Origin of the sequence: Paenibacillus mendelii, assembly GCF_024498075.1 — a bacterium.
GTDB classification, from domain to species: domain Bacteria; phylum Bacillota; class Bacilli; order Paenibacillales; family Paenibacillaceae; genus Paenibacillus_Z; species Paenibacillus_Z mendelii.
Genome location: NZ_JANHOF010000002.1, coordinates 221,048 through 246,584, shown reverse-complemented (window position 1 = coordinate 246,584; position 25,537 = coordinate 221,048). Strand labels below are relative to the sequence as shown.

The window sequence follows — 25,537 nt, the reverse complement described above, 5'->3', positions numbered from 1 at the left end:
ATTCCACACCCTATCCATCAGGCCTGAAACAGCTATGAACTAAACTCAATTGTAACGTACATATGTTCTGTTGTATATATTTCCCTTCTAGTCTGCTCTAATGGGTGGATCAGATAATGCATGCACCGTTGGCTGTTGTCATAATGATACCGGTAACCGCTGAGAGGGAGACGAAGCTTGCCCACGAGCTGCGGAATGCCTTGCGTTTGCAGATGAGAAGCTGGATGAAATCGTACTCCTTGCCAAGGCGGCAGTAAGCAGCTCCTCAGCCGAAGCGACATTAGCTGCGCAGAAGCAGGCATTGCGGGAGCTTCAGCAGTCGCCTGCTCGGAACCGGAGCGATGTACAGCAAGCGGTAGCGGCGATGGAGGCGCAATCGGTTGCACGCACGAGCAGCTTCAAGGAACGTCATGCCATTCAGCAGCAGAAGTGGCAGCTTCCGCTGCTGCCGACGACGACAATCGGAAGCTTCCCGCAATCGACGGAGGTACGTCAGGCACGTCAGAATTGGCGCAAGGGCGAGTGGAGCTCCGAGCGCTACAGTGAGTTTATCCGCGATCAGATCGGGATCTGGATCGAGCTTCAAGCTGAGATTGGTCTTGATGTGCTTGTCCACGGTGAATTCGAGCGTACGGACATGGTTGAATATTTCGGGGAGAAGCTGGCTGGCTTTGCCTTCACCCAGAACGGTTGGGTGCAGTCCTATGGCTCCCGCTGCGTGAAGCCGCCGGTCATATATGGCGATGTCGCCTTTACGGGTTCAATGACGGTAGAAGAGACCGTGTATGCGCAATCGCTAACCGATAAACCTGTCAAAGGCATGCTGACCGGACCGATTACGATCTTGAACTGGTCGTTCGTCCGTGAAGACATTACACGCGAGCAGGTGGCTTATCAGATTGCTTACGCGCTTCGTCTTGAGGTGGAGGCGCTGGAGAAGGCGGGAATCGGCATGATCCAAGTCGACGAGCCTGCACTGCGTGAAGGCTTGCCGCTCAAACCAGAGGAGCATGCAGCCTACTTGGATTGGGCGGTCAAAGCATTCCGGATGGCCACCTGTACCATAGCGGATTCGACGCAAATCCATACCCATATATGCTACTGTGAATTCCACGACATGATCGATGCCATCAAAGCGCTGGACGCGGATGTCATCTCCATTGAGACGTCGCGCAGCCACGGTGAAATGATTCACAGCTTCGAGGAAAACACGTACGATAAAGGGATCGGGCTTGGCGTCTATGATATTCACAGCCCGCGTGTTCCACCGGTTAAAGAAATGACCGACATGATCGACCGTGCGCTTCAAGTGTTGGATCCCGCCTTGTTCTGGATTAATCCGGACTGCGGTTTGAAAACGCGCGGACGCGAAGAAACGGTGACATCCTTGCAGCACATGGTGGATGCGACCCGTCTTGCCCGGGACAAATACGCCGCTGCCCAATAAGCGACAACAAGCCTGCCGACCCGGCAGGCTTGTTCTTGTCTTAGGCAGGAGAAATGATGTGATGAGAAGCGAGGCTCCGGCGGCTATCAAGCCGGCGGATGCCCAGCTTGCCGCTATTGTGCGGCAATGCCGCGAATTTCAGCAAGCGTCGCTTCGTCGAGCGCCGCGTCTGCGGCAGGGAGCACGCTTGTAATGTGGCTGGGTTTGCGTACGCCTACAAGCGCGCTGGTCAGTGCCGGATGCGCAAGCACATAAGCAACCGCTAATTGCGGCATCGTCAAGCCGTGGCGAGCCGCAATAACCTTCAACTGCTCGACCCGATCGACGTTCTTCCGCAAGCCTTCGCCGGTATGCGCCTTATTCCGCGACCGCCAGTCGTCATCGCCAAACTTCGTGTCATACGTATAATTGCCGGAGAGCAATCCGGATGTCAGCGGGCTGTATGCGACGACACCGATTCCATTCTGTTGGCAGAAGGGCAGCAGCTGCTCCTCGATTGCCGGCCTCAGAATCGAATAAGGCGGCTGGAGGGAATCTACATGCCGGACGGTGAGCGATTTCTGGAGCTGCTCGACATTGTAATTGCTAACACCCACATATCTTACTTTGCCGTCCTGCACGAGCTTGTCCATGGCGCGCATCGTCTCTTCCGCCGGAGCATCCTCCGCAGGCCAGTGCATTTGATACAAATCGATATAGTCGGTACCGAGACGGCGAAGGGAGGCCTCCGCTTCGCGGATGACGGAGTCGTAAGCGCCGCTGCGGGAAACGGCATTGGACTCATCCCAGACCAGTCCGCATTTGGTTGCGAGCACAACCTTATGGCGATCGCTGCCGAGTGCCTTGCCGACCATCTCCTCTGAATGGCCAAGTCCATATACAGCTGCCGTATCATAGAAGGTAACGCCGGCATCGAGCGCCGCGCGCACGCTCTCGAAGGACTGATCATCATCCTGCTCTCCCCAAGCGCTTGCCCATCCGCTCCCGCCAATTGCCCAAGAGCCAAAGCCGATAACGGATATTTCGGGACCATTCTTCCCTAGCTTGCGAAATTTCATTGAACCATCTCTCCTTCATCCTTAGAATGTCTCTCTCATTATAGTTAACCAAAGGATCGAAAAGAAGAACTGAAATGAAAGTTACCAACTAACCTAACGTGCAAATGCCCGGAGTATTGCGATTCGAAAATTCATTCGAGTACAATAGAAGCCATGAATGAAACCACAATCGGCGTTCAGGTGCTAATGGAAGGGCCTGAAGATTACGAGGTTGATGGTGAACAGGAGGTTCAGCGCAATGTATCGGATTTTCATTGTAGAAGATGATGACAAAATCGGCTTGCTGCTTAAGCAGTCATTAGATAAATACGGATTCGCTTCGATTCGGGCCATCCGCTTTCATGACTTGAAGCATGAATTGGTGGAGGCAGAGCCTCATCTGATTCTGCTTGATATTCATCTGCCGCATTTCGACGGCTATTATTGGTGCCGGCAATTCCGAACGGTTACAAGCGCGCCCATTATCTTCGTCTCTGCGCGATCCGGCGAGATGGATCAGGTGATGGCCATTGAGAATGGCGGAGACGACTATATTACGAAGCCGATACCGCTCGACTTGCTTGTAGCCAAAATCAAAGGGCTCCTGCGCAGAGCTTATGGCGAGTATGCGTCTTCGCATCATACAGGATCGCAGCTTGAAGCTGGCGGATTGAAGCTGGATATCAGCCGAAGCGAGCTGGAATGGAAGGGGGCTGCGATGCCGCTGACGAAGAATGAATGCTTGCTGGCAGAATGCCTAATTGGTCAAGCCGGGCGAATCGTGACGCGCGAGCGGCTGCTCGAAACCTTGTGGGATGACGTTCAGTTCGTGGATGATAATACACTAACGGTAAACGTTACGAGGCTCCGCAAGAAGCTGGAGGAGCTTGGTCTTCCAGGCAGCGTGGAGACTGTCCGCGGCCAAGGATATAAGTTCGTTCCAAGTGAAAGCTAATGGCGGGGAGATGCTTTTAGTGGGTAGAAACAAAACGGATGTTGAAGCGAATACGGACGAGCCGCTAACGGCGGTTAAGCCGCTTCGATATATACAGGATCGTCTAAGCTATATAGCTGCATTCGCGGCCGCACTGCTATTATCCGAGACAGCTCTTATTCTGGGAGCGCTAAGCGGCCCGGGAGACGTTGATCCGAGGACGGCCGTATACGCGGGTGTATTGGCCTTCTTCTGCTTATCTCTGTGGCTGGGATATGATTATATACGCCAACGCGCTTACTATCGCCAGCTGGAAGAGGCGAGGCGGCATGCTTCGGTGCTGGACGCCGCCCTTCGCGTAAGGTCAGGGGTCATGAAGGATCAGATCGCTGTCCAGCAGCTGCTTCAAACGCAGTATGAAGCTTATATGCATGAGCTTGGGGGATACCGCCGTCAGCAGGAGATGCATCACCACTTCATTCACCAATGGGTTCACCAGATGAAGACGCCCGTAGCGGTCATTGATTTGATCGTGCAGCAGGCTGATCATGGCGAGAGCGCAGCCAATACGCGGAGTGATCTTAGCAGCATCCGGGAAGAGACGGAGCGGCTTACACGGGGACTGGATATGATGCTCAGCACCGCCCGGCTCGAAAAGTTCGAGATGGACGTTCATATTCGCCGCATTTCGCTCCATGAGCTTGTCCGCCAAGTCACGAACACCTATAAGAGGCTCTGCATCAAGCATTCGATTTTCCCGCAAATTATCGGGGAGGCGGAGGTGGAGACCGATGAGAAATGGATCGCCTTCGTTGTCCATCAGCTTGTCGGCAATGCGGTGAAATACAGCAAGCCGAAGCCGGGCACGAAGAAGCTGCTGCTGCAAATCGACCGGTCGCATGAGGGCAGCGTGACGCTTCACATAACGGATGAAGGGATCGGCATCGCGGAGCATGAGCTGCCGCGAATATTCGACCCGTTCTATACCGGACAGAACGGCAGGCTTGTTGAGGAATCGACCGGCATGGGATTGTACTTAGCCAAGCAGGTATGCTCGAAGCTCGGGCACAGGCTGTCGGTTAAGTCGGAGCCGGGCAGCGGTACGACGATCTCGGTTTCTTTTCAGGCGCAAACCTTGCATAAGCTTGTAGAAGAGTGACAGGATTGTAAGGTTCGTCATCGGCATTGAAAGACAAATCGATGGGGACCAAGGCTTCCTCCGGTTTATACTGGGTAACGTAAAGCAAAGCTTATGAGGTCCAGTTTACTTGGGTCATAACGTTTAGGAGGAGCACATGAACGTACTCAAAACAGAAGCGCTGTGTAAAACATACAGCAGTAAAGGCAATGTGACATACAAAGCACTAGAGGATATTCATCTGGAGGTTGAAGCCGGTGAATTCGTCGGGATTATGGGACCATCGGGGAGCGGGAAGACGACGCTGCTCAATCTGCTGGCCACGATCGACAAGCCAACCTCGGGCAGGATCGAGATCAATGGAACGGAACCGTCCCGGTTGAAGGAAAAACAGCTTGCCTTGTTTCGGCGCAGGCAGCTTGGCTTCGTGTTTCAGGATTTTAACTTGCTGGATACATTGTCTATTAAGGAAAATATCGTCCTCCCGCTGGTCCTGGAGGGGGTGCCGGTCAAGCGAATCGAAGAGAGCTTGCTGCCCTATGCGGAGCTTCTGGGTATAACGCCGATTTTGGACAAACGGACCTATGAAGTATCCGGCGGACAGAAGCAGCGCGCTGCCATCGCGAGGGCGATCATTCACAAGCCTTCCATTCTGCTCGCGGACGAGCTGACAGGGAATCTCGATTCCAAGGCTGCCAAGGATGTTATGGAATCGCTGAAGAAATTGAATGAGACGATGGGCGCGACGATCGCCATGGTTACCCACGATCCTTTCGCAGCGAGCTACTGTAAACGGATTGTCTTCATCAAGGACGGCCGCTTCTTCTCGGAAATTCGCAGAGGCACGAATCGCCAGCTGTTCTTCCAGCAAATACTGGACGCGCTCAGCGTATTGGGAGGGAACTTCGATGACATTCCGTTCTCTCGCGCTTAGCGGCATCAAAGGCAATTGGCGGGCATACAACGCCTTTTTCCTAAGCAGCGTGTTCTCCGTGTTCGTCTTCTATGTATACGGATCGTTTATTTATCATCCCGATGTGATCAATGGCCACATCAAAGCAGCAGCAGGGGTGCGCAAGGGGATGGAGGCCTGTCAGTATATCGTGGTCATCTTCTCGTTCTTCTTCGTGCTCTACGCCAATTCCGCTTTTCTGAAGACGCGCAAGAAGGAATTTGGCCTCTTCACGCTGTTCGGTATGACGCGTGGCCAACTCAAGCGCATGATCATCATGGAGAGTGCCGTTATTGCCGTTCTCGCGATTGCGGTCGGGATCGGTGTAGGCATATTGTTCAGTAAGCTGTTCTTCATGGCGCTTGCGCTGCTGCTCAACGTGGACAATCCGATTCGGTTTATTGTGCCGCTTAAGGCGGTATTGATCACGTCGATAGGTTACTTTACCTTATTTCTCTTTCTGTCTGCGCTTACCAGCATTCGCGTTGGACGATCGGAAATTGTTGATCTGCTCAAGGAGGCGAGCAAGCCGAAGAAAATTCCGGCTTCATCGCCGTGGCTGTCGCTGCTGGCGGTTATCAGTCTCGCTAGCGGATATGCGCTGGCTTGGAATATGAACATGTACAATTTTCTCATTTTCGCACTGCCGATTCTTGGCTTAGTCACGTTAGGCTCTTACTTTCTGTTCACGCAAAGCAGTATAGGTCTGCTCCGCCTGGTACAGAAGAATAAGCCATTTTATTTCAAGCGGACTCATCTCATTACCTTTTCTCAGATGGCCTTCAAGGTGAAAGACAACGCGCGCATTCTGTTTATGGTATCGCTGCTGAGCGCGATCGTATTGACGGCCTCGGGCACATTCTATGTGTTTCAGCAGAGCGGTAAGGCGCAGCTCACGTCGCATTTTCCGCAGACGATCGGATTTTATGAGAAAGGCCTTGATCAACATGAGGTCATTGATCCGGCCAAGGTACGTTCGATTATCGAAGCAGACAACCGCAAGTTAGCTTATGAGCTGCGGACCGTAGGTATTCCCGCTGAGCTGACCGAACCTGCTCCAGAGGGAGGAGGAGCCGGAAGCCAGGTGAATTTGCAGGCTGTGATCATCTCCGCCTCGGATTATAATCGGGCTGCCTCGGAGAAGGGATATGATTCTCTGTCGGTTAACGAGGGTTCCGCCGCAATGATATACCCTTACGAAGAGATGCGGAATAATCCCGTCTTTAAGGGAGAGGCGATCAAGGCTAAGGTCGGTGGACAATGGGCTTCGTATCGTTTGGACGAATCCAGGTTCGGTGCGGTCATGTCTCCGGAAGGCCCGTTCACTTACCTGTTAGTTGTAGGTGATAAGCGCTTCGCAGAGGTTCAGCGAGCGGTGCCGAAGAGCAGCCAGCACGTCATGTATGGTTTCGAAATTGCGGATTGGGAGACGGCCTTGCCGACGGTTAAGAAGATCGAGAAGGAGATTTCCTTGTCCGGAGAAGCGGAGAATCAGGCGAATACGTTCCGCGTCGAGCAGTATGTGAATCTGCAGCAAACGTCGGCGCTGACGCTCTTCATTGGTTTGTTCGTCAGTCTGCTGTTCTTCATCGCCTCGGGCAGCATGCTGTACTTCAAGCTGTTTACCGAGATGAAGGACGATGAGGCGCAGTTCCGCTCGCTGACACGAATCGGGATGACAGCGGGCGAGATTCGCCGGATCGTAGCTTCGCAGGTAGGCATGATCTTCTATGTGCCGCTTGGTCTGGGCATTCTGCACACCTTCTTTGCAATGAAGTCACTGAGCAACTTGCTTAACGCTAGCACTTGGGTTTATGCCAGCGTGGTGGTTGGGATTTATATTGTGATGCAGACGATTTACTTCATCGTGGCCTACACGGCTTATATGAAGCGGATGCTGAAGGCGGCAGTGTAATAAACTATAACATGAAGCGGTGGTACAGGAAGTCATTCCAGTACCACCACTTTTTGTAAGGTGAGACGAGTTCATTATGTGCAGCATGGGTGAAACGTCGTGTTATTGTCTAACTCATTTTATTATTGGAAACCTCTCGTATTATAATTCGTATTGATTTGATTCATAGGTCGCGATTGCCCCAAATTAGTCATAGTAAAGTTTTGAGCAGACTGTTCAAGTTGTTTGCAAATTTGGGCAACCTGCTGCATTTGCTGCATGGCTTGTTGATGCCCATGTAAAGCCGTTTGTATCATTTGAGATGCCTGCTGTTCTCTATGTGCCAAATCCTGAAGTGTTGCTGCATTCTGCTGCTCTTGTTGAAGCATTTGTTGATACATCTGCGTTGCTTGTTGAGTTTGAATCATTAATTGGTTCACGATTTGTTCGCATTGATTAATCTGGTTATACAAATTTTGGTTTTGATACATTATGGCTTTCCTCCATTTAAATGGTTTTTCATGCAAACATAGCTTCTTCAAAAATCATTGTTTTACCCCTTCCATTCTTGTCCATTCAAAACAACCACATTTTAATTGCAGGTAGAATGCTAGTCCGTAAATAGCTTTCGTTGTTTCGGGGATACTAAGGCAGAAATCCACATACCACTGGAGGTTACGTATATATGAAGAAGCGAATTACAAGCCTTTGTCTACTCGTTTGTCTGACTTTGCTGATGGCGGTGCCCGTATTTGCCCAGTCGATGGATACGGTTGGTGAATCGGTGCAAACCGCCGCGAACAACGACATGAATATGAACGGTGCAGGCGGAAACAACAATTACCGCGCATATGCTAACAACGATAATGACATTGACTGGGGTTGGCTCGGTCTGCTCGGTTTGATCGGATTGGCAGGTATGCGCGGCCGCAACCGCGAGAAAACGTAACTTTCTTTTCTTAACATCAAAAGGACCCTGTCGGTTAGCTTTAACGACAGGGTCCTTTTGATCTATCCACGAATCAAATCATTCAAAGTGCAGACTTAGTATAATTTACAAAGTCGCTTGAAACTGATTTAAATCCTCCAACAATTCCTTCGGCAATTCCTTGTCTTCTCCAAATACTTTGGTCAAAGTGGTCGTAACGAATTCCGCATTAACGACATGTTGTTTTAAAATAAGATTTAACGTATCCAGTTGTTTTGAATTTTCAATATAGTCATACAAACGGCTCATATCATCGATTCTCCTTTTGATTATAGTTCAACACAACAAGGCCAATATCGTTTCGTTCATGGCGAACTGCCACTCAAACTAATATCCTCCGACAAGCCTTAGTTGTCATAGCTAACAAAGTTATATTTTACTTATGTCTAATCAAACTATTCGTGCCAAGATTTACTTTGCCATACATACTGGAAATCTCCTGTAAAAACACTCCAAATATCACTTGACAAATAATTATTTTTATGGTATAATATTTATTTTTTATTTGATTATACTGCTGAAGATGTGGTAAAAGTATGTTGTAAATAATACGAATCTATCCATAAGGAGGGAAAAATATTGAACATTGCAGATGGAACAGCCATGCTTGAATTAAACATCCAGGGCTTTGGGCTGAATCCGACTCTGATTTGGGATGACGAAACAGCACTATTAATTGATACGGGCATGCCTGGACAATTGAAACCAATACGCGAGGCAATGCGTGAGGCCGGAGTTCCTTTTGACAGATTGAAAGCAGTGATTCTAACCCACCAGGATCTGGATCACATCGGAAGCCTTCCTGAGATTGTTCAAGAATCGGGTCACCGCATTGAAGTGTACGCACATGAATTGGACAAGCCCTATATCGAGGGGACCTTACCCCTGATTAAAGCGGATCGAACCCGAATGAGTAATGAAGCGTGGGAGTCTCTTCCAGAGACAGTGAGGCACTTATATGCGAATCCGCCGAAGGCTAAGGTGGACAAGACGCTGGAGGACGGGCAAGAGCTTCCGTACTGCGGCGGGATTCGGGTTGTCTTTACCCCTGGACATACTCCCGGTCATATCAGTCTTTATTTAAAACAGAGCAGAACCCTTGTTGCGGGCGATGCGATGGTATGCGTGAACGGTAATTTGAGCGGGCCTCTTCAACGAAATACGTTAGACATGGATAAGGCTCTCCATTCCCTGGAGAAGTTTCTGGAACTCGACGTCGAGAAGGCGATTTGTTACCACGGCGGTTTAAGTCATGTCAACGTGAATGAACAGCTCAAGAAGCTCGCCCGAACCGAACAATGAGTCGAAGCTAACATAAATAGAATGAATAAATAAGAGGCTCCCTCACGGGAGTCTCTTCCATATCTTGCGTATTAATCTATTGGATTCTTCTATATAAGCCGGATAATTCACTCCTCCACATTTACCGGTAATTGCACGTGATTCATCTGATTTTTTCTTCATGCGAAGCCGTGTACATAAACCTAGCAGCATCAAGGCTATTGATGGTTTTTGAGAGGATAGAGGACAATCATCCAAGAGACACGTGTCTTTCAGACATATGCTATCTATGAGAAGGCAGTAAGAAGGGAGAGAGCATGATGGGTGAAGGACAGGGAAGGCAGCTGGCAAGCAAATGGGCGAAGACGGAAGCACTGCTGTCTCATTCGCGAATCGCACCGCATATACCGCAGACGCGAATGTTCACGGCGGAAAATTTGCGGAATATGATTGCATCACACAGCATGGTGGTCATCAAACCGGTTAAGGGGGCAGGCGGGCACGGGGTTATTAAAGTAACGAAGGAGCAGGGCGGTTATACACATACGTACTACTCACAGACCAGACGATATTCAACCTTCGAGGAACTATACGCGTCGTTGAACAAGCTGCGTAAAGGGCGCAAGTATCTGATACAAAAAGGCATACGGCTGGCGACGATCGCAGGGCGTCCCATTGATTATCGTGTTAAATACGTGAAGACGGACGGCAGATGGAACATTCGTGCGATCGTTGGGCGGTTAGCCCGTCCCGGTCTGTTCGTGACGAATCTATGCCGCGGCGGCACATTGCTGACGGGTTCTGAAGGGATACGCCGCTCGGTTTCCATATCGGCTGTTTCCAGAAAGAAAAGGGAGATGCGGGAACTGACAAGGCTGTCCACACAGGTGCTTGAAAGCCGGTTTCCCGGAATCGATCAGCTCGGCTTCGATTTCGGTATCGATCAAGGCGGCAAGCTGTGGATATTTGAAGTGAATACGAGACCTCAATAAGCTGTTTCGAAATGCTGCCCTGCGGTTAATGACGTTTAATATATTTGGTTGATAGGTTCATAGATTACCATCAAAGTTTTTTATTGGAATTTGTAAGGAGCAGACTGTGCATAACACTATCCACACTATCCTCGTTGATATTCCTGTTTTTTCGACGATTACCCACAACATACTCACATGCTGTCCACACTTATCTGTGGATAAGCGGAACGCTTGTTCTGCCAAATTCGAAATGCTAAGATGAAAAAGGAAGAAATAGGAAAGGGGTGTGGGATATGGAGATTCTGTCTGACGAGCTGCTGATAGACGCCTATCATGCAGCGATCCAGTTTAGCTTGGAATCCGAATTCATCATACTGCTCGTCGCAGAAATGAAACGCAGGCAGATCAACCCGGACAACTATCGCATTACCGCATAAGAGAAAAGAAGATAAGAACCGGGAAGGATCGGTTCAAGTCCCGCCCTCGCGCCATTTCTGGATCGTCACCTCATAGACAACATCACATCGTTGACAATAAACAACATGCTGGCACTTTTGATCGAATATCATCGTTTCCATGAAATTGGAAGAGGCTTCGTCATATGGCTGATAAGGCGCATATGGAGCAGTGTAATCGACCAGTAATCCACAATCGTCTGCCGGGCTTGAACAGACCGGACATGCGGCAGACAGCTGCTCCAATCCATTGCATATGGGACATAACATAAAGGGTATCCTCCTCATTCCGCTTGGTTTCTTCAACCTTCGGTATAGAATAGGATACCCTCATTTTATGGTTCAATCATGATTGTATTTACAGCTTCATATTGCTGCTGTGTCCTGGCGATAATCTGGCATCGGGATCAAAGTATACTTTGGCGTTGTTGATCGCGGTAGGCGCTTCGCCAAAGCCGACGGCGATCAGCTTCAGCTTGCCGGGATATGTCGTAATATCTCCTGCGGCAAATATGCCAGGTATGCTCGTTTCCATCCGTGAATCGACAAGGATCGATCCTTTCTCGATATCGATGCCCCAATCGGAAATCGGTCCGAGCGAAGATACGAAGCCGAAATTGATAATGACCGAATCGACGTTCAATTCCTTCGTTTCTTTGGTCGTAATATTCTGCAGCGTTAGCCGTTCAATACGATCCATGCCATGGAGCTCCGTAATTTCGTACGGCGTCAGCACGTTTACTTTGGAATTCATCAAATTCTCGACGCTGTGTTCGTGGGCGCGGAATTTATCGCGGCGGTGAATGAGCGTAACGCTGGCGGCAATCGGCTCGAGCATGAGGGACCAATCGACGGCGGAATCTCCGCCTCCGCTGATCAGAACATGCTGATTCTTGAATTGCTGCAGGTCGCTTACGAAATAATGGAGATTCTTCTTCTCGAACTTAGCCGCTTCGGGCAGCTCCAATCTTCGCGGCTCGAATGCGCCGACACCCGCTGTAATAATGACCGCCTTGGCGTAATGCGTGGTCTTATCGGTCTTAATCATGAACGACCGCTCGTCCAGTTTAATCACTTCCTGTACCTTCTCCTCCAGGAGCACCTGGGGTTTAAAATGGTCCATCTGCTGTTTAAGCTGATCGACCAGCTCCTGAGCGGTCACTTTCGGAAAGCCGGCTACATCGTATATATATTTTTCCGGATAGAGAGCAGCAAGCTGGCCTCCAAGCTGCGGCATACTCTCGATTATTTTAACGGTAGCTTGTCGCATTCCTCCATAAAAAGCGGCGAACATCCCAGTCGGGCCGCCGCCGATAATGACAATATCAACGATCGGCTCTATTGCTTCAGAGTTAGACATGGTGGCACCTCCAATTTATCAATTCACAGAACCCATTATAGCTTTTCGACAAGCTTGTGGGAAATAAAAAAATTGTATGTTATTCTAAAGTTTTTCGTATACTTTTCCCTTGAACTTTAATGAAAAAGTTTGTATCATGTGAGGTATTAAACATAACATGTCGAAACTACGCGAGTACATAGATGCATTCGCGATATCGTACACTACAGAAAAAGAAATGTTAACTCTTTTAACTTTGATTGTGTAATTTTTCACAAAGTTAAAAGGAAACAGGAATGGATGGGATTCTGCGATGAGTAACATACCGAAAATTGTTATTCTAGGAGCTGGATACGGTGGCATATTGACGGCGCTCCGCCTCCAGAAAGAGTTAAATTACAACGAAGCTGATGTTACGCTTGTTAATAAGCATGATTATCATTACATTACAACGCATTTGCATATGCCTGCGGCAGGTACGGATAAAGCCGAGAACGCGCGTGTCAGCATCTCCAAACTCATTGACGAATTCAAAATCGATTTCGTGAAATCCACCGTAGTTCAAATCCGTACACAGGATAAGAAGGTTATTCTTGAGGACGGCACATTGTCCTATGATTACCTGGTCATAGGCGTAGGTGGAGAACCGGAAACCTTCGGTATACCCGGCATGCTTGAATATGCCATGAACATTCGCAGCTTAAATTCCGTCCGGTTAATACGCGAGCACATTGAATATCAATTCGCGCGTTACAAGCGCGAGCCGCATCGCACCGATTATCTTACCTTTGTGGTCGGCGGTGCAGGCTTTACAGGCATCGAGTTTGTTGGCGAGCTGGCCGATCGCATACCGGAGCTGTGCAAGCAGTTCGATGTCGATCCGCAGCTGGTCAAACTTTACAATATTGAAGCGGCTCCTACTGCACTGCCGGGCTTTGATCCGGAGCTGGTCGAGTATGGCATGCAGGTGTTGACCAAGAAAGGCGTTACGTTCCGCATCGGTACCGCTATTAAAGAGTGTACGCCGGATGGCGTAATCGTCGGCGAGGGTGAAGAGATTCGTGCCGCTACCGTGATTTGGGCAGCAGGAGTTCGGGGTAACCGTCTGATCGAAGAAGCAGGCATCGAAACGATGCGCGGACGCGTCAAGGTGGATGAGTTCCTTCGCGTTCCAAGCCATGAGAATATATATGTCGTCGGCGACAATTCACTGATGTTTAACCCGGAAGGCCGTCCATATCCGCCTACCGCACAAATTGCGATGCAGCAGGGCGTCGTGTGCGCTCATAACCTTGTGGCTTCCATCCGCAACCAGCCGCCCAAGCAATTCGAATTCAAGAACAAAGGAACAGTGGCTTCTCTTGGCAAGGGTGAGGCGATCGGCGTTGTATTCGGCAAGAAATACAAGGGCAGTAAGGCAGCTTGGTTTAAGAAAGCCATTGATATCCGATATCTCTATATTATAGGCGGAATTACACTCGTTGTACGCAAAGGAAAAATACTATAATGCGCCACTGCAGCGTGCAAGTCCGCAGTCTGCTGACACGTGAGGAACTGGAACGGTACAATGCGCTTATGGAAGTTGGTTCGTTCTTGGAATCACAGAGCCGGTATGATCTCTCCTATACGGTGCAGAAGGAAGTCGATATCCTGATTCTCCCCGCAATCGAACGGCTGAAGGAGAAGGGGCGGGAGCGTGATCGCCAGACGGAAGCGTATCTCGAAGCGAAGAGGCTGCTGGAAGAGGACGATGACGACTAATTCGCGTGAACATGCAGCATAACAAATAACCGTCAGGGCCGCTGGTTGGCCCTGACGGTTATTTGTATTCGTGCCCTTAGATGTGGAGCAGCGAAGAAAGCTTCTCTTCCGTCAGCAGGTTACCTACGTAGAAGTCGCCAAAATCGCCGAAGCGCGCACTTACTTCATCGAAGCGCATTTCATAGACGAGCTTCTTGAACTGCAGCGCGTCATCGGCAAACAGCGTAACGCCCCATTCCCAATCGTCAAGGCCGACGGAACCGGTAATGATCTGCTTTACTTTGCCGGCATACTGACGGCCGATCATGCCATGGCTGCGCATCATGGTGCGGCGCTCTTCCATGCTGAGCATGTACCAGTTATCATTGCCTTGGCGGCGTTTATTCATCGGGTAGAAGCAAATATGACTCGCCTTCGGCAGCGTCGGCTTTAGACGGGCGATAATGTCCGGGCTTTGCATCGGATCCGTTCCGGGAGGCGTCATATAGTTGCTCAGCTCGACTACGCTAACATAGGAGTAAGCCGGAGTGGTGAATCCAGCAAAAGCTGTCTTATTAAAGGCCGTTTCGATCTCGCTCAGCTCTTCAAGCGTTTCACGCAGATGCATGAGAACGAAGTCGGCCTTCTGGCCGATAATGGAATAGAAAGCTGTACTTCCTGTCTTAGCATCCTCAATCGATTGCCATTGTTTCAAAAAGCCTTGCAGCTCGTCTTGCGCCGCACTGCGGGTGCCTGCATCCGCTTGTCCCCAAGCGCTCCAATTAATCGAACGGAAATCATGCAGGGCGTACCAGCCTTCTAATGTTTGAGCCACTTCACTCATGAGTATTATCTCTCCCTCTTAAGGTGTCTTAAGCACCCCAATATCGGTATGTTTAAAGATTGCATTCATTGTAACGTACCCGTGTAAGGAAGAGCAAATGACGGTCTTGTGACAAGTGGCCGAATGAAATTGACTTCCATTCGGCCATCTACTAAACTAATCGTAGCGAAAGGGGAACGATGGGTTATGAATACAGATGTCGATATACTGCAGCTTGTAATCGCTACCGTATTATTTCTTGTCATGATGTTCGGAATCGGGTTTATTCTCAACATGCTGCTCAAAACGACTTGGTTTCCGATTTATTTGCTTTTCATCGTCCTGCTGCCTTTATTCATCTGGCAAACCTGGGATAATGACAAGTCATTTACAGGCAATTTCACGGCGTTTACATTTGTTGATATTATACCGGGAATCGGTGCTGTTGCTGGCGCGTATATAAGCGGTGCCGCCATCCGTGCGCTGCGGCGCGGCGGATACAAAATGTTCTAAACATGAAAACCGTAAGGGCATGGCCATACTAAGGGAAAATCATTCCCATCCTAGCTGCGGCCAGGATGGGCAAGAGAGATCCGAGGTGTGGTTACGTGCCCTTTTTTCGCAATGGAGAGGTTTCGCTTCACTTTCACGAAGAAGGCTTCGGCATACCCGTTCTATGCATTCATCCTCCATGTCTAACCAGCCGCCTATTCAACTATGTCAAGACGGAGCTTGCCGGTTCGAGTCGCATTCTTACGATGGATATACGCGGCCACGGGCATTCCGAAGCGGGGAAAGCGGCATTGTCGCTTCCGTTGATAGCGGAGGATATGAAACGTTTGCTTGATTATTGCGAGGTGCGTCAGGCCTATGTCTGTTCATATGGGGCTGGCTCGTTCCCGGCCTTAACCGCGCTGCTTGCGTATCCGGACCGTTTCTGCGGCGGTATTCTCGTCTCTGGAACTGCCGGGTATACCGACATCATAAGCCGGTCTAAGCTGCAGGCGGCTTACGTTTCCAGCGTGCTGCAGGCCAAGAGTGCGATAGCGTTCCAGGCGGCTTGGAGTGAAGCGGATAACCGGACGGCGTTTAATGCGTTGAATGAAGAGGCGAAGCTGGGCGATTCCTTGAGATGGAAGGAATATGTCGCCGCCTGCTTGAACAGCTCGCTTGAGAAGCAGCTTCCACAAATTAGACAGCAGATGCTGGTCCTATACGGAAGCAGGGATCATGCGGGACGCGCTTACACCCAGCTTCTGAATAAACGGCTTCCGAATGCAGAAATTTACGGGGTGCTGAAGGGAGAGCGTCAGCTGCTTATGAAAGAGCCGGTCAAGTGCGCGGCTGTCATCCGCCAATGGCTGGATAAGCAGGAGGAGCCGGGCCTTGCGGATACCTATGAGGAGCGGGAAGGGCTCATCAAGGAGCTGGCGGAACAAGGAATCGAGCAGGGGCTGCCGGGCGAGGAGTATCCGATTATTTAACGCATGACGCATGCCTGAGAAGAAAATTCCCTCATTCGGGGGAATTTTCTTTTTTTCGACGTACCCGAAAGTATGTTAGAATAATAGAAAAGTATAAGGCGGATGGAGACGATTGCACGATGCGAATCGGTAATATGCATCAATTTACGGAGCATCACCGGTACTACATCTACCGTGACTTCTCCTTAAGCGCTGTGGACCGAAAGATGATCGGGCTGATCTATCAGCCGATGATCGGCGCTTTTGCTACAGGTCTATATCAGCTTTTCTATCAGCTTGTAGCTGATGATAGAGTAGGCTACTCGCCGCTTGAGCCACAGCGCAAGCTGTTTCTTGGACTTGGGCTCGACATGCATGAGCGGGCAAGACAAGAGTTTGTCGAGCAGGCATCACGCCTGGAAGCGGTTGGTCTGCTTCAGACATCCAGGCTGGGGATTCCCGATAACGATGATTATGTCTATGAATATGAACTTATAAAGCCGCTGTCGCCGGATGAATTTTTCCGTAACCCGCACCTCATGCTGCTGCTGAGGGACAAGGTGGGCAAGTATGCGGTTATTTCACTAAGAGAATCTTTCTATGCGAAGGAAGCGGATGAGCTGGCCGGGGCTGAACTGCAGCGTGACAACATTACGGTTCCATTCTATGAGCTGTTCCGGTTGAATGCCCAGGCGGTGGATGTGGAGCTGGAGCAAGCGTTGTCCGAGGTAGCGCCGACCCGCAGCGCAGCTTCGAAGCCTCGTCTCGAGACGGCTGGCATCCAGTATGGCGAGATCATCAGCCGATTCCCCCGGAATTCGATGAACCGCAAATATGTGGAACGCTTGCGGGGTGACGAGGATCAGCTGGCCCAGTTGAATTACGTCGCATATAAATATGGCTTGACCGTTGTCGATTTATGCAGGCTGCTCGACGAGGACGATGTGTTCAATACCCGCGGCGAGCTGATGATGGACGAGCTGCAGCTTCGCGCGAGCCAGATGTACCGTCAAGATCGCAAGCGCGATGAAGATCGGCAGCGCATGCAAGGACGCATGGAAGCGGCAAGCGGTGCCCAGACGAGCGACGCCTCGGACGAGCCGCTGGAGGAAGTCGCGGTACAGGAAGAATTCTATATGGAAGTCCCGGCACAGCTGGCCGGCCGCTGCGATATTCACCAATACAATATGCTGATGCGCAACGAGCCGCATACGCGGTTTATCGCGAGATTCTTTCCCGGTGCAGTTCCGGAATGGATTATTCGGGTATTCGAAGTTATTGATTTAAATTACCGGCTTACGGGATCAGTCATTAATGTGCTCATTCACTACGTGCTCGGTATGAACGATGCGCAGCGAGTGACGAAGACGTACATAGATGCAGTTGCTTCTAATATGCTTGTGAAACGAATCGATTCGTTCGAGAAAGCGGTGCGCTATGTTCGGGAGCAGGTTCAATTGGAGAAAGACAGGGAGCTCAGACAGGCTGGCGGAGCAGCAGGAGCGGCTGTCAGCGGAGCGCGGGGCGGTTCATCGGGGAACGGTACCGGGCGCACGCGCGGCCGCAAACCGGCAATGGCGATCGTGCAGGAGGTCGGAGATTCGGTCGTATCACAGGAAGAGCTGGAAGAAATGCGCCGCTTGGCGCGCAAGCTGGACGGAAATAAGTAATCGGAGGTGATGACGGTTATGGCGATGGAATCGCTTAGCGCACTAATCAAACAATGGCCAACGGGCAAGAACGCGCTTCAGGAGGCAGACCGCATGATGAAGGAGCTGCTGGAGGACCCTCTCGTGCAGCGTCTTCGCGCCGACAATCCGGAGCTTGACCGCGAAACGATCCGGCTCAACCTGAACCGCGTTTACCAGTATGTAAAGGAACAACGCAGCTGTTCGAATTGCCCGGGGCTTGATCAATGCCCGAATGATTTTGAAGGCCATTATACGTTATTATCCTGCGAGACAATCGGAGATACAGTGCAGCTCAATGACCGCAAAGTAACCTGCAATAAGCTGCGCGCCAGACAAAGCGAGGAACAGATCCGCAGCCGGGTGCACAGCTTCTACGTCGATGAGACGGCCCTGTCGCAAGGGTATTCGGCAGATGAAATCTTAACGAACGATCTGAAGCGGAGCAAGGCGGTCATGCAGGTACTCCAGTATATCGATAAGACCAAGGACAGCGGCCTGCAGCGCAAGGGCTTGTATTTGGCCGGATCGTTCGGCACAGGCAAGACGTTTCTGATGTGTTATATGCTTTATGAGCTGGCGAAAGTGGGCTATACAGGAGCGATCGTCTACATGCCTGATTTTGTCGAGGATCTGAAGACGCTCATGCATGAGCCGGGCAAGCTCAAGGAAGCGGTCGACTTGATGAAGGAGACGGACCTGCTCATCTTTGACGATATCGGGGCGGAGAACTTGAACCCGTGGGCGAGGGATCATGTGATGGGCGCCATCCTCAATTATCGGATGAACCGGAAGCCTACCTTCTACACGTCGAACTATGATCTCGACATGCTGGAACGCCACTTCAGCTTCACGAACCGGGAGGGCGACGAGCTGCACAAGGGCCAGCGTCTAATGGACCGGGTAAGACCTTACGTGGATACTGTATTCGTAACAGGCCATAACAAGCGCGGCCGATAAGTATGACTTTCAACAGAAACTCCTTCCCGTCAGACTACTGGCGAGGAGGAGTTTTTTGTTGTCCCTGTGGTCGCCGGGAGATATATAAGGGGAACTTATGCCTCTGATCAGAAAATAAAAAAATTGATTGACATCAATGGTTGTCCACTGCTATTATTCTCCCATAACATACTAAACAGGTAGGAATAATGATGTTTTCGACCGGACCACCGGAGTGAACGATTGATTCATTAATCTGTTCAAGATGATGAGGGGAGCTTTTTTATATGTCAAATTTGACTAAGAAAACCATGTTCTCATTCCGTTCATTCCTGGTCCTTGCCGTATTCGCGATCGTGCTTGCCGGCTGCGGCAGCACCAATGGCAGCGGCAAAGCTACAAACAATGATGCAGGGAAAGCAACAAATGAAACAGCCGGCAATGAAGCCGCTGGCAATACATCTAAAGAGACGCAGAAACCAGCTGTAGAGCTGCTCAACGTATCCTATGATCCGACCCGCGAGCTATACGAAGCTTACAATACCTTGTTCGCCGATTACTGGAAGAAAGAAAAGAACCAAGCCGTTACGATTAAACAATCTCATGGCGGTTCCGGCAAGCAAAGCCGTGCTGTCATCGATGGATTAAAGGCCGATGTGGTGACGCTCGCGCTTGGTTACGACATTGATGCCATTGCAGAGAAGGGGTTCATCAACACCGATTGGCAGAAGAAATTTGAGAGCAACAGCTCGCCATATACGTCGACAATCGTACTTCTGGTGCGCAAAGGAAATCCGAAGGGCATTAAAGATTGGAACGATTTGATTAAAGACGATGTGGAAGTCATCACGCCGAATCCGAAGACGAGCGGCGGCGCGAGATGGAACTATCTTGCCGCATGGGGATATGCCCTGAAGCAGAACGGCGGGGACGAGAACAAGGCGAAGGAATTCGTCGCGGAGCTCTTCAAGCATGTACCGGTTCTGGACTCGGGTGCACGCGGATCGACAACAACGTTCGTCGAACGCGGTTTGGGTGACGTGCTGCTGGCATGGGAGAACGAAGCCTATTTGTCGGTCAACGAGCTGGGCAAGGATAAATTCGAAATCGTGTATCCTTCGATTAGTATATTGGCAGAACCGCCGGTAGCTGTAGTCGATAAAGTGACTGACAGCAAGGGGACGCGGGAAGTAGCGGAAGCGTATCTCAACTACCTCTACACGGAGGAAGCGCAGAAGCTCGTAGCGGAAAATTACTATCGTCCACAGCTGGCTTCCGTGGCGGAACAATTCAAGGATCGGTTCCCGCAGCTTGATTTGCTTACGATTGATAAGGATTTTGGAAGCTGGAAGGAAGCACAGTCCAAACACTTTGCAGATGGCGGCGTATTTGATCAAATTTATACGCCAGGCTCATAATCTGGATGTGGACGGGAGCTGACTTCACATGAAAGGTTCCAAAGCTCGCAGCGTACTTCCTGGCTTCGGATTATCTCTAGGCTTCACGATATTTTACTTAAGCATTATGGTCTTGATTCCGCTTGCCGGTGTGTTTATCAAAACCACCGGTCTCACTTGGGATCAATTCTGGAACACGGTCACGAATGCACGCGTCCTCGCCTCGTACCGCGTTAGCTTGATAACGGCTTTGTCGGCAGCGCTGGCCAACCTGGTGTTCGGTCTGCTGGTTGCATGGGTACTGGTGAGGTATCGCTTCCCCGGCAAGAAGCTTGTCGACAGTCTAGTCGATCTGCCGTTTGCGCTGCCGACTGCAGTAGCGGGCATTGCCCTGACTGCGATCTATGCGCCCAACGGCTGGATCGGCTCGCTGCTGGTGCCGCTTGGCATTAAGGTGGCTTTTACGCCCATTGGCATCACGATTGCCTTGATCTTCATCGGACTTCCCTTCGTGGTCCGCACCGTGCAGCCCGTTCTTCAAGAGCTGGACAACGAAACGGAGGAAGCGGCGGTTATGCTCGGAGCCTATCGGTGGGTGACATTCCGCAAAGTCATTCTTCCGCAGCTCATCCCCTCCTTATTAACCGGCTTCGCTCTAGCTTTCGCCAGGGGAATCGGAGAGTATGGCTCCGTCGTCTTTATCTCGGGTAACATGCCGCTCAAGACGGAAATAACGCCGCTTCTTATTATGACGAAGCTGGAGCAGTACGATTATGCCGGTGCCACGGCAATCGCACTTGTCATGCTAACGGCGTCCTTCCTGATGCTGTTCATCATTAATTACTTCCAATGGCGCAGCAACCGTCGCGCCACGACGGAATAGGAGGCGGCTGCAATGGCAGGAGCTATAACCACTCATTTGTCCGATAAGGCATCGATCCGTCCGAAGCATACGAATGAATCGCCAGTCGTCCGCGTCGTGCTGACCGTCGTGGCGCTGTTGTTTCTTGGTTTGATCGTTGTCCTTCCACTCGCATCCGTCTTCGTGGAGGCGTTCAAGAGGGGTGCGGACGTGTATGTGGCTTCGATTACAGATCCGGATGCGGTATCCGCGTTGAAGCTGACGCTCCTCACCGCCTTAATCGCGGTACCGCTTAATACGATATTCGGTGTCGCGGCTGCTTGGGCGATAAGCAAATTCCGCTTTCGCGGGAAAAACCTGCTCATCACGCTAATCGATCTGCCTTTTGCGGTATCGCCCGTCATAGCCGGTCTCATCTTCATATTAATGTTCGGTGCTCAAGGCTGGTTCGGTCCTTGGCTGGATGACCATAACATCCAAATCATGTTCGCGCTCCCGGGCATCGTGCTCGCCACGACATTCGTCACCTTCCCGTTCGTAGCCCGTGAATTGCTGCCGCTGATGCAGGCGCAGGGCATTCAAGAAGAGGAAGCGGCCGCGAGCCTTGGCGCTAAGGGATGGCAAATCTTTTGGCGCGTCACCCTGCCTAATATCAAGTGGGGGCTGCTGTACGGCATCATCTTGTGCAACGCCAGAGCGATGGGGGAATTCGGTGCGGTTTCCGTTGTGTCCGGCCATATTCGCGGGGAGACGAATACGCTGCCGCTTCATGTTGAAATTTTGTATAACGAATATCAATTCTCCGCATCGTTTGCCGTTGCGTCGCTGCTCGTACTGTTAGCCGTATTGACACTCGTCGTCAAAACCTTCGTAGAATGGAAAACGGCTCAGCGCGAGCCGGATGGGGAAAGGAGCGGTGAGCAGCATGCACATTGAGGTCAAGCATGTTTCCAAGACATTCGGGACGCATAAGGCGGTATCGGATGTTAGCTTCGGTATCGAGCGGGGCAAGCTTATTGGACTGCTCGGACCGAGCGGCGGAGGAAAATCGACGCTGCTACGAATACTGGCCGGGCTGGAGAGTCCGGACAGCGGTGATGTTTATATCAACGGCAAGCGGGTGAACGACGTGCCTCCGCAGCAGCGGGGAATCGGATTCGTCTTTCAAAACTACGCTTTGTTCAAGCATATGAATGTGTATGACAATATTGCATTCGGGCTTACCATACGGAAAGCGGACAAGAAAGAAATAACGGCCAGAGTCGAGGAGCTGCTCGATCTGACCGGACTCCGGGGATTCGAACGCCGATATCCGCACCAGCTGTCGGGCGGGCAAAGGCAGCGGGTCGCGTTTGCCAGGGCTCTTGCTCCGCGTCCGGAGCTGCTGCTGCTGGATGAACCGTTCGCGGCCATTGATGCCAAGGTACGCAAGGAGCTGCGCACGTGGCTGAAGCAATTGATTGCAACCATCGGCATCACATCGGTTTTCGTCACTCATGACCAGGACGAAGCTGTTGAAGTAGCCGATGAGATGCTGATCGTGCAGCAGGGCCGTCTAGAGCAGCAGGGACCTCCACTTGCGGTGTATACGGCGCCGCAGACCGCTTTCGTCGCAAGCTTCATTGGGCATTCCAGCGTGATTGAGAAGCCTCAGCTTCTTCGGGGCTTCGAGCATAGGGCTGAATTGAACGGAGGAAGAGCCATCATCCGTCCGGAGTTCGTCGAGGTTGGCCGGGAGCGGGAGATTGCCTATCCGTCAGCAGCAGCCAAAGGAACGATCCGCCATGTGTTTTTCCGAGGGGCGCATCTGGAGCTTGATGTACAGGTAGGGGATAACCGGGTGTCGGCCTACCGGTCTTTGGATCAAGAGCCGCTGAAGCCGGGAGAAGAAGTGTATGTTCTTATTCATCGCCTATATCATATTACCGATCAGTCTGCTGTTATGCTGGAGAATCCACTGAAGGTGGATCCGCTGCCCGTCCATATTTGATGTATTCAATCTGATTGGAGGAGATAGTTTATGGCTAAGCCTTTGTTGCTGGATCAAGAATGGCTGGAGCGTATTGCCGGGCAGGTCAACGGACTGGAGTACGGGTCGGTGTTAATTACCGTTCATGACGGTCGGGTCGTACAGATTGACCGCACCGAACGCAAACGATTTGATGCCGCAAGCAGCAAACAACAGCAGGATCAGGCGCAAGCAAACGGAGACAAGCTCAGAGCTGTTAAAGGATAGACAGCCCGTCGCTGCGTCGTAACCATACAGCGCCCGGACAAATAGCGTCCCCCACAACTCGGATTGAACGAGTGGAGGGGGACGCTATTTGTCGTGTTTGACTGGCGCTTTGACAGCCGCCCGACATTGGGTCAGGCTGCAGCTTGGGCGCGGTCAGTAGCCGCTGTAAATCCCAAAAGCGGCGTTACAGCAAGGTGAATGGGGATCGCGGAGTTCTGTAACGCCGATTTGTACCGTTACAGCGTCCGCTCACTCGCCCGCCGAAGCCGACCAGCCACTGTAAATCCCAAAAACGGCATCTCGGAGTTCTGTAACGCCGATTTGTACCGTTACAGCGTCCGCTCACTCACCCGCCGAAGCAGACCAGCCGCTGTAAAACCCAAAAGCGGCGTTACAGCAAGGTGAATGGGGATCTCGGAGTTCTGTAACGCCGATTTGTACCGTTACAGCGTCCGCTCACTCGCCCACCGAAGCAGACCAGCCGCTGTAAAACCCAAAAGCGGCGTTACAGCAAGGTGAATGGGTATCGCGGATGGCAGTAACGCCGATTTGTACCGTTACAGCGTACGAGGAGCTTTCAATCCTCCGCCGAGCGGGCTTGACGAGCTGCAGAGGGAAGCCTCTTCCCAGCGTTTTTCTTCAGCCGCTGGCTGACGGCCTTCTCCTTGCGGGCTTGATGGGCGAGCTCGCGGCCAGTCTTGCGGTAGCTTTCCAGACGGCGTGAATCGAGCGAGCCATCTTGAATCGCCTCCTTGACGGCGCAGCCGAGCTCCGATTCATGCTGGCAGTCTCGGAAGCGGCAGGAGAGGGCAATCTCCTCAATATCGGCGAAGGCCTCCTCGTGTCCCTCTTCAGACTCCCATAGCTGCAGCTCACGCATCCCTGGCGTATCCATCATCAATGCCCCGTTAGGGAGCGGGAACAGCTCACGATGGGTTGTCGTATGGCGGCCTCTGGCGTCATCCTCCCGGATGCCTTGAACCTGTTGAAGCTCCTCGCCTGCCAACCGGTTCAGCAGCGTGGATTTCCCAACGCCCGATGAGCCGGTCACGGCAATGGTGCAGCCTGGCCGCATATACGAGGCGAGCGCTTCGACGCCTTCCCCTTGAAGGGCGCTGACGGCATGGACAGGAACACCGGGCGCGACTGCTTCTACGGCTGCGATCCGGTCGGCGGTTTCGTCGCATAAATCGGATTTCGTCAGAAGAACGACGGGCATGGCGCCACTGTCCCAGGCTGCAACAAGGAACCGCTCGATTTTGCGTAAATTAAAATCGTCGTTGAGCGCATTGACGATAAACAGCACATCAATGTTGGTGCCGATGACCTGATCGGCAACGGTCGGGCCGGCGGCTTTGCGGATCATGGCCGAGCGGCGGGGCAGCACCGCATGAATGATGGCCCGGGTTTCCCCAGGCAGCTCCCGAACGGCCAACCAATCGCCAACTGCGGGGTAATCGCTGCGTGCCGCTGCCTCGAACTGGAACCTGCCGGATACCTCGGCGGTAAACTCGCCGGTACCGGTAACGATCCGGTATAGATTAGAATACTGGGCGACGACGCGCGCCGGCTCGTATTCCTCGTATTTGCTCATCTCTTCTTCCCGCTGGGCGCTCCAGCCGTAAACGGTTAACCGGTCTTGCTTGTCATGCTTGAATAATGTCATGGATAGGGTGTGCTCCTCTTTTTTAGGTTTGTGGGTTAGGACTAGACAATAAAAAACCGCAGGGAGATTCCCTGCGGTTTTATTGCCTAGCGTCACTCGTTGGAACGAGAGTACCCTAAACGGTGCGCCGGACACATCCTGATCTGCATGTCACTTAAAGCGAGGGACAGGCAGATCAGGAGATGCGGGCTGCACAAATAAAATAGCCGCAAGAAACCTATGCGGTTTCTTGCGGCTATGGCGATGCTGGAAAGACTTTCGAACGTGTACCACGGTGTGACACA

The 25,537-nt window shown here is 51.4% G+C and carries 26 protein-coding genes and 1 pseudogene; 20 read left to right on the top strand and 7 right to left on the bottom strand.

What is annotated here, in order from left to right:
* Positions 1–137: 137 nt before the first annotated feature.
* Positions 138–1,447, top strand: a pseudogene (metE, locus tag NNL21_RS08325) (5-methyltetrahydropteroyltriglutamate--homocysteine S-methyltransferase); the annotation flags it as partial.
* A gap of 113 nt (positions 1,448–1,560) precedes the next feature.
* On the opposite strand, the gene NNL21_RS08320 reads toward metE, so the two are convergent.
* Positions 1,561–2,505 (bottom strand): aldo/keto reductase, encoded by a 945-nt coding sequence (locus tag NNL21_RS08320; protein WP_204817658.1) that lies wholly within the window; start codon positions 2,503–2,505, stop codon positions 1,561–1,563.
* 238 nt (positions 2,506–2,743) lie between these two features.
* On the opposite strand from NNL21_RS08320, the gene NNL21_RS08315 reads away from it, so the two are divergent.
* From NNL21_RS08315 to NNL21_RS08300, 4 genes are all read left to right on the top strand, one after another.
* Positions 2,744–3,439 (top strand): response regulator transcription factor, encoded by a 696-nt coding sequence (locus NNL21_RS08315; RefSeq protein WP_204817659.1) that lies wholly within the window; start codon positions 2,744–2,746, stop codon positions 3,437–3,439.
* A gap of 19 nt (positions 3,440–3,458) precedes the next feature.
* Positions 3,459–4,577 (top strand): sensor histidine kinase, encoded by a 1,119-nt coding sequence (locus tag NNL21_RS08310; protein ID WP_256555120.1) that lies wholly within the window; start codon positions 3,459–3,461, stop codon positions 4,575–4,577.
* A 136-nt stretch (positions 4,578–4,713) separates the two neighbouring features.
* Positions 4,714–5,490 carry an ABC transporter ATP-binding protein gene (locus NNL21_RS08305; RefSeq protein WP_204817660.1) on the top strand — a complete coding sequence of 259 codons (777 nt, stop codon included), beginning with the start codon at positions 4,714–4,716 and terminating at the stop codon, positions 5,488–5,490.
* Positions 5,465–7,423 (top strand): FtsX-like permease family protein, encoded by a 1,959-nt coding sequence (locus NNL21_RS08300; RefSeq protein ID WP_204817661.1) that lies wholly within the window; start codon positions 5,465–5,467, stop codon positions 7,421–7,423. Before NNL21_RS08305 ends, NNL21_RS08300 begins: the two co-directional genes overlap by 26 nt.
* A gap of 122 nt (positions 7,424–7,545) precedes the next feature.
* Here the strand turns inward: NNL21_RS08300 and NNL21_RS08295 are convergent, their stop codons facing one another.
* A complete protein-coding gene (locus NNL21_RS08295) occupies positions 7,546–7,893 on the bottom strand; it encodes a hypothetical protein (RefSeq protein ID WP_204817662.1) in 348 nt (115 codons plus the stop codon).
* A gap of 194 nt (positions 7,894–8,087) precedes the next feature.
* On the opposite strand from NNL21_RS08295, the gene NNL21_RS08290 reads away from it, so the two are divergent.
* Positions 8,088–8,351: a WGxxGxxG family protein gene (locus tag NNL21_RS08290; protein WP_204817663.1), complete on the top strand. Its 264-nt coding sequence runs from the start codon at positions 8,088–8,090 to the stop codon at positions 8,349–8,351.
* 105 nt (positions 8,352–8,456) lie between these two features.
* Here the strand turns inward: NNL21_RS08290 and NNL21_RS08285 are convergent, their stop codons facing one another.
* The gene (locus tag NNL21_RS08285; protein WP_204817664.1) at positions 8,457–8,639 is read right to left on the bottom strand and encodes a hypothetical protein; all 183 of its coding nucleotides are present in this window, start codon (positions 8,637–8,639) and stop codon (positions 8,457–8,459) included.
* A 330-nt stretch (positions 8,640–8,969) separates the two neighbouring features.
* Here NNL21_RS08285 and NNL21_RS08280 point away from each other — a divergent pair, with 330 nt between their 5' ends.
* From NNL21_RS08280 to sda, 3 genes are all read left to right on the top strand, one after another.
* Positions 8,970–9,692, top strand: a complete 723-nt coding sequence (locus NNL21_RS08280; RefSeq protein ID WP_256555119.1) for an MBL fold metallo-hydrolase — start codon at positions 8,970–8,972, stop codon at positions 9,690–9,692.
* Between the two features lie 299 nt (positions 9,693–9,991).
* Entirely contained in the window at positions 9,992–10,663 is a 672-nt protein-coding gene (locus NNL21_RS08275; RefSeq protein WP_204817957.1) for a YheC/YheD family protein, read from the top strand.
* Positions 10,664–10,938: 275 nt separating this feature from the next.
* The gene (sda, locus tag NNL21_RS08270; protein ID WP_204817665.1) at positions 10,939–11,082 is read left to right on the top strand and encodes a sporulation histidine kinase inhibitor Sda; all 144 of its coding nucleotides are present in this window, start codon (positions 10,939–10,941) and stop codon (positions 11,080–11,082) included.
* A 33-nt stretch (positions 11,083–11,115) separates the two neighbouring features.
* On the opposite strand, the gene NNL21_RS08265 is transcribed toward sda, so the two are convergent.
* Together NNL21_RS08265 and NNL21_RS08260 are read right to left on the bottom strand one after the other, a co-directional pair.
* Positions 11,116–11,370: an NAP domain-containing protein gene (locus tag NNL21_RS08265; RefSeq protein ID WP_204817667.1), complete on the bottom strand. Its 255-nt coding sequence runs from the start codon at positions 11,368–11,370 to the stop codon at positions 11,116–11,118.
* An 88-nt stretch (positions 11,371–11,458) separates the two neighbouring features.
* Complete coding sequence (locus NNL21_RS08260) at positions 11,459–12,460, bottom strand: NAD(P)/FAD-dependent oxidoreductase (protein WP_204817669.1); 1,002 nt, start codon at positions 12,458–12,460, stop codon at positions 11,459–11,461.
* A 292-nt stretch (positions 12,461–12,752) separates the two neighbouring features.
* Between NNL21_RS08260 and NNL21_RS08255 the strand changes: the two genes are divergently transcribed.
* Positions 12,753–13,946 carry an NAD(P)/FAD-dependent oxidoreductase gene (locus NNL21_RS08255; protein WP_204817671.1) on the top strand — a complete coding sequence of 398 codons (1,194 nt, stop codon included), beginning with the start codon at positions 12,753–12,755 and terminating at the stop codon, positions 13,944–13,946.
* Positions 13,946–14,200 (top strand): hypothetical protein, encoded by a 255-nt coding sequence (locus NNL21_RS08250; RefSeq protein ID WP_204817672.1) that lies wholly within the window; start codon positions 13,946–13,948, stop codon positions 14,198–14,200. The genes NNL21_RS08255 and NNL21_RS08250 overlap by 1 nt, the downstream gene beginning before the upstream one ends.
* A gap of 76 nt (positions 14,201–14,276) precedes the next feature.
* Here NNL21_RS08250 and hemQ read toward each other — a convergent pair whose 3' ends face one another.
* The gene (gene hemQ, locus NNL21_RS08245; RefSeq protein ID WP_204817673.1) at positions 14,277–15,023 is read right to left on the bottom strand and encodes a hydrogen peroxide-dependent heme synthase; all 747 of its coding nucleotides are present in this window, start codon (positions 15,021–15,023) and stop codon (positions 14,277–14,279) included.
* Between the two features lie 186 nt (positions 15,024–15,209).
* On the opposite strand from hemQ, the gene NNL21_RS08240 reads away from it, so the two are divergent.
* The 9 genes from NNL21_RS08240 to NNL21_RS08200 all read left to right on the top strand — a co-directional run bounded on the left by NNL21_RS08240 (position 15,210) and on the right by NNL21_RS08200 (position 23,587).
* Entirely contained in the window at positions 15,210–15,515 is a 306-nt protein-coding gene (locus NNL21_RS08240; RefSeq protein WP_256555118.1) for a YuiB family protein, read from the top strand.
* 95 nt (positions 15,516–15,610) lie between these two features.
* Complete coding sequence (locus NNL21_RS08235; protein WP_204817674.1) at positions 15,611–16,486, top strand: alpha/beta fold hydrolase; 876 nt, start codon at positions 15,611–15,613, stop codon at positions 16,484–16,486.
* 119 nt (positions 16,487–16,605) lie between these two features.
* Positions 16,606–18,135: a replication initiation and membrane attachment family protein gene (locus NNL21_RS08230; RefSeq protein WP_204817675.1), complete on the top strand. Its 1,530-nt coding sequence runs from the start codon at positions 16,606–16,608 to the stop codon at positions 18,133–18,135.
* A gap of 24 nt (positions 18,136–18,159) precedes the next feature.
* Positions 18,160–19,113: a primosomal protein DnaI gene (dnaI, locus tag NNL21_RS08225; RefSeq protein WP_204817959.1), complete on the top strand. Its 954-nt coding sequence runs from the start codon at positions 18,160–18,162 to the stop codon at positions 19,111–19,113.
* 266 nt (positions 19,114–19,379) lie between these two features.
* Positions 19,380–20,510 (top strand): sulfate ABC transporter substrate-binding protein, encoded by a 1,131-nt coding sequence (locus NNL21_RS08220; RefSeq protein ID WP_256555117.1) that lies wholly within the window; start codon positions 19,380–19,382, stop codon positions 20,508–20,510.
* A 28-nt stretch (positions 20,511–20,538) separates the two neighbouring features.
* Positions 20,539–21,372 (top strand): sulfate ABC transporter permease subunit CysT, encoded by an 834-nt coding sequence (gene cysT / locus NNL21_RS08215; protein ID WP_204817676.1) that lies wholly within the window; start codon positions 20,539–20,541, stop codon positions 21,370–21,372.
* Between the two features lie 12 nt (positions 21,373–21,384).
* Positions 21,385–22,287 (top strand): sulfate ABC transporter permease subunit CysW, encoded by a 903-nt coding sequence (gene cysW, locus NNL21_RS08210; RefSeq protein ID WP_204817677.1) that lies wholly within the window; start codon positions 21,385–21,387, stop codon positions 22,285–22,287.
* Positions 22,277–23,341 carry an ABC transporter ATP-binding protein gene (locus NNL21_RS08205; RefSeq protein WP_204817678.1) on the top strand — a complete coding sequence of 355 codons (1,065 nt, stop codon included), beginning with the start codon at positions 22,277–22,279 and terminating at the stop codon, positions 23,339–23,341. Before cysW ends, NNL21_RS08205 begins: the two co-directional genes overlap by 11 nt.
* Positions 23,342–23,371: 30 nt before the next feature.
* Positions 23,372–23,587 carry a YezD family protein gene (locus NNL21_RS08200; protein ID WP_204817680.1) on the top strand — a complete coding sequence of 72 codons (216 nt, stop codon included), beginning with the start codon at positions 23,372–23,374 and terminating at the stop codon, positions 23,585–23,587.
* Between the two features lie 577 nt (positions 23,588–24,164).
* Here the strand turns inward: NNL21_RS08200 and rsgA are convergent.
* A complete protein-coding gene (rsgA, locus tag NNL21_RS08195) occupies positions 24,165–25,253 on the bottom strand; it encodes a ribosome small subunit-dependent GTPase A (protein WP_204817681.1) in 1,089 nt (362 codons plus the stop codon).
* Between the last annotated feature and the right edge of the window lie 284 nt (positions 25,254–25,537).